General features: G+C 65.8%; 1 protein-coding gene. It reads right to left on the bottom strand.

The genetic code is table 11. The features are described 5' to 3' along the window. Positions 1-827, bottom strand: an 827-nt coding sequence (locus ACTQ49_RS14980) for an IS256 family transposase (RefSeq protein ID WP_441828632.1), incomplete at its 3' end; no start/stop codon positions are given. Positions 828-866 lie beyond the last annotated feature (39 nt).

An 866-nucleotide genomic window follows, 5' to 3' on the forward strand; every position in this document is an offset into this window, starting at 1 on the left:
ACCACGCAGGTCTGCACGGTGGCGTGGGGCCAAGTCGCCGTGATCGCCTCGGGGAAGCCGGTCAGTCCGTCACAGCACACGATCAGCACATCATTGACGCCGCGGTTGGCGAGGTTGCTGCAGACCCCGGTCCAGAACTTCGCGCCCTCGGAGGCCTGGACCCAGATCCCCAGCACGTGCTTGATGCCATCGACGTCGACCCCGACAGCGATGTGGGCCGAGCGGTTGGCCACATGCGCGCCGTCACGGACCTTGACCACCAGCGCGTCGAGGTAGACCACCGGATAGAACGACTCCAACGGCCGCGACTGCCACGCCGTGACCTCGTCGGCGACGGCCTCGGTGACCTTGCTGATCGTCTCGTGGGACAACTCCGTGCCCAGGGTGGCGGCCAGGTGGTGCTGGATGTCACGGATGGTCATTCCGCCCGCATACAGGCTGATGATCATGTCCTCCAGCCCGCCCAGCCGACGCTGGCCCTTGGGGACCAACGCGGACGCGAAGCTCGCATTGCGGTCCCGTGGCTGGTCCAGCTGCACGTCCCCGACTTCGGTCGCGACGGTCTTCGGTGTGGTCCCGTTGCGCGAATTCCCGCTACCGCGGCCCGTCGCGTCGTGCTTGGCATAGCCCAGATGCTCGCTCAGCTCGGCCTGCATACCGCGTTCGAGGACAGCCTTGATCATCTCCGGCAAGAACCCGCCCTCGCCGGTCAACGCGACACCCCGCTCAGTGGTCGCGGCCAGCAACTCATCCAGCAACTGGTCGTCGAACAACTCACGCCGCAACTGGCGGGCTTGCGTCTCCGACTGGCCCTTCTCCTTGGTCATGGTCACAGTCAATCTCCTTCATCTCGGGAGACCACCACT

The sequence above is a fragment of the Luteococcus sp. Sow4_B9 genome, from assembly GCF_052116585.1.
Lineage (GTDB): Bacteria > Actinomycetota > Actinomycetes > Propionibacteriales > Propionibacteriaceae > Luteococcus.